Here is a 3,592-nt window from a genome sequence, read left to right on the forward strand (position 1 = left end):
TGATGGTAAAATATCATTTAGCCATCGGCCGTAGCGATTCCAGCGAAGGCTGGAATCTCCAAATATCTCCCTACGCCTTGTCATTCCAGCGGAGGCTGGAACCTCCAAAAAATCCGAATAGGCCTTTCAGATTTGGGAGCCGTTCAAATCTTAAGTTAATGACATTGAGCGAAAGCTGGAACCTCCCGCCCTTAAGTTAATGACATTGCCCAAACCCCTGCCCTAATGGGCACATGCACAGCGGCTTGCAGAATACCGCAGCTTTTCGCATGATTGATGGCATTTTGGTCGCTAAGGCATCACCCTGCCTTGGTACAGAGATCACACAGAGATCACCCTTAGATCACACATAGATAACACATGGATAAAAGGGACAAATTATTGCGCAGGTATGCGGGTTTGGAAGAACTGTCCATGATTATTGCGGGTTTATGCGTTGCAGAGCCAGGGGGAATAAAGCGAGAGGTATGGAGCAGGCGATAGGAAGTATGAAGCAAACTCCAATTTTACGCAGAATTTACTCCTCTTTTTCATTTCTTTCCGTAAAAACCCAGGTTTCTCAATTACGATTTTCATAATGCGGTATTCACCACCATTGCGAATTTCGTAATCGTCGTTTTACCAGCATTGCGAAATTGATAATAGCGCTTTTACCGGCATTGAAAATATCGTAAAAGTGGTTTAGAGGTATCTGGTAGGGGGATTTAAGGTTATCTTAGGGTATGGGAAACAGGAGGTATGAGGCAGGAAGGTTTTATTTAACGGGTGAAACCTGAGTGAACGCTTAGTGAATCACTAGTGAATCCTTAGTGAATGAAAAAGAATATGAAGTATGAAGCATGAGATATGAAGCGAAGATCAATGAAATTCAAAAAGAATCTTCGAGAAATGGGCTTTCAATGACTTGTACCGGTGCAATATATAAGGGTGATTTATTAACTATTAAATTTTGAATTATGAGAAGATTAGAATCTGGTTAAAAGAAACTGAAAGCTGAAAGCGGAAAGTTGAAGTCTATAAACCCAAACCCGTAACCGCGCGGGCCATAGGCGTCACGCTCACTTTCAGTTTTCAGTTTTCAGTTTTCAATTTATTAAGGCTGGTGCATTACAGTTATTGGGTTCTAATCCCGAATGGTGCCGCAAGTATGGTGAAGCCGATGACGATTGGCAGTACACCGAACGCGAAAGAGGCGGTAAGTATGAAGACTCTGCTAAAAGTTTTTATTAAGTTGAGAGTTGAAAGTGGATAGTGGACAGTGTGCGGACGGGACCAGACGCTGCGACTGGGGTGTCAAACAGGATTTTCACAAGGTGGCAATTTACTGCGAAATCGTCTGAGTTATTACTAGATGTTTTCTCAAAGGAAATTGTTGATCAAAACAGGATTTTTGTTGTTAACCTAATGAAGGCAATAGTTGAGTCTGGTAAGCATTATCGTAAGACTATCCCGGCGTGATGCAACGGTGATCGCAATGGTATTTTAGAGAAGAGGATAGAAGTCGAACCTCATCAAACTTCCATATATTTGTAGAAGCCCACAAACGACCCAATTTGACCGAACTAACCCAATACACAACCCAAAACCGGGTCGCCTACATCACCATTAACCGCCCCGGGAAACGCAACGCCCTTAATCCTGAGCTTGTGGAATCCCTTACCAGCCTGTTTTTACGGGCGGGGCATGATGAAGAAGTCAAAGTTGTGGTGCTTAAAGCAGACGGGGAAGTGTTCAGCGCCGGAGCAGATCTGGAGTATTTGCAGAAGCTGCAGAATAATTCATCGCAGGACGATTTGGAGGATACCGTTGCCATTAAGGAGCTGCTTTGGAGCATCTATACCCTGCCGAAGCTGGTAGTAGCGCAGGTGGAGGGACATGCAATTGCCGGCGGCTGCGGTTTGGCGGCAGTTTGCGATGTGGTTTATGCGGTGCCTGAAGCTAAGTTTGGCTATACTGAAGTACGGATTGGCTTTGTTCCGGCACTGGTTGCCTGTTTCCTGGTGCGGAAGCTGGGAGAGGGGCGGACGAAGGAGCTGCTGCTGAGCGGCGACCTGATCGATGCGGCAACGGCTTCAGCGTACGGGCTGATCAATTTTGTGGCGGAGAAGGGGGAGATCGCTAACAGTGTAAAAAACTATGCCGAACGTATGGCCGTGAGTGTTTCCGGCCAGTCGGTAGCCCTTACCAAGCTGCTGATCCATAAGGCGCAGAACATTTCTTTAGAGGACAGCCTGGAAGAAGCCATCAAATTAAATGTGCAGACCCGCTCCTCGGAAGACTGCAAAAAAGGCATCGCGTCTTTCCTGAATAAAGAGAAATTGGGTTGGTAGAACAAACAGGATCGCATTTACAGGGTTTACTAGATACCAGCCAGATGCGAGCCAAAACCACCGAAAATAAGCCTTATGAAGTATTCCTGATCGGGGATACCGGGAACATCAACCGGCATAAGCCGGACCCGGTACTGGAAACGATGAAATGCCATTTTGATAAAAAGCAGCATTCGGCTGTGGTTTTTCTGGGCGATAATGTATACCCCCGCGGCCTGCCCCCAAAAACCAATATACTATATAAAGATGCCGAAGATGCACTTAAAGCCCATTACGAGGCGCTGAAAGATTATCACGGCAAGGTGCTTTTTATATCCGGCAACCACGACTGGAACAAGGGGCGTAAAGATGGGTATGAATATATCCTGAGGCAGGAAAAGTATCTGGAAAAGCTGTTCGGCAGCAATGTGATGCAGCCGTCTGGCGGCTGTCCCGGCCCAACTGAAATTAACGTGAACCCGAATGTGACCATGGTTCTGATCAATACCCAATGGTGGCTCCAGCCGGGCTTCCGCCCGATAGGGCAGGGATGCGGCTGCCGGGTGGAATCGGAGAATGAGTTTTTTGAACACCTGATAAAGATCCTCGAGAATAATAAAGACAAGCGGGTTATTATTGCGGGCCATGCTCCGGTGTATAGCTATGCCATTCACGGCGGACGCTATAAGCTGAGCCACCACCTGTTTCCTTTTACGGTTTATCATAAAAAGGCTTATGTGCCCCTGCCGTTTATTGGTTCATTGCTGCCTATTTACCGGAAGTATTTTGGGGCAAAGGAAGACATCGCGCACCCGCGCTACCGGCAGATGCGCAAGCGCCTGATCCAGATCTTTAAGAGCCATAAGGGGCTTATTTATGCCGCCGGGCATGAGCATAACCTGCAGCACATTAACAAGGATGGCAATCATTATATAGTGAGCGGTGCGGGATCAAAGCTTAAATATGTTTTGCAGGAGGGGAAGAACCTCAAATTTGGAATGAAAGCCAAAGGCTTCTTTAAGATCCGGTTCGAGACGGATGGCTCAGCCATGCTTTCTGCCTGGGTTATTGATCCGGTATCGGAAAAAGGAGTTATGGTTTACGAACAGCCTCTGTCTTAAATTCCTTTGGTACCAGCACGGACAAGGCCTTGGGCATAACCGACAGTTTGATCTCTTTCACTTTACCAATTACTTCCCCATCAACCTGAAGAGTTGTTTTCCGGCTGGCTGTCACGGTTGCTTCCGAACAGGATATGATCTGTACGTAGTCGGATTTATGAA

3 protein-coding genes and 1 pseudogene are annotated in these 3,592 nt (G+C 46.7%); 3 read left to right on the forward strand and 1 reads right to left on the reverse strand.

From position 1 onward, the window contains the following. The 3 genes from WKF69_RS11360 to WKF69_RS11370 form a co-directional block, all read left to right on the forward strand. Window positions 1-200, forward strand: a 200-nt coding sequence (locus tag WKF69_RS11360; RefSeq protein ID WP_340381999.1) for a hypothetical protein, incomplete at its 5' end; no start/stop codon positions are given. A gap of 1,353 nt (window positions 201-1,553) precedes the next feature. Then, window positions 1,554-2,330, forward strand: coding sequence for an enoyl-CoA hydratase/isomerase family protein (locus tag WKF69_RS11365; protein WP_340382001.1), 777 nt, complete (start codon window positions 1,554-1,556; stop codon window positions 2,328-2,330). Then, on the forward strand, window positions 2,324-3,430 hold the full coding sequence (locus WKF69_RS11370; RefSeq protein WP_340382003.1) for a metallophosphoesterase: 1,107 nt from the start codon (window positions 2,324-2,326) through the stop codon (window positions 3,428-3,430). Before WKF69_RS11365 ends, WKF69_RS11370 begins: the two co-directional genes overlap by 7 nt. Here the strand turns inward: WKF69_RS11370 and WKF69_RS11375 are convergent. After that, window positions 3,402-3,592 (reverse strand): annotated as a pseudogene (locus WKF69_RS11375) (hypothetical protein); the annotation flags it as partial. The gene WKF69_RS11370 and the pseudogene WKF69_RS11375 sit on opposite strands and share 29 nt — an antisense overlap.

It is taken from the genome of Daejeonella sp., assembly GCF_037719425.1.
Classification (GTDB): Bacteria; Bacteroidota; Bacteroidia; order Sphingobacteriales; family Sphingobacteriaceae; genus Daejeonella.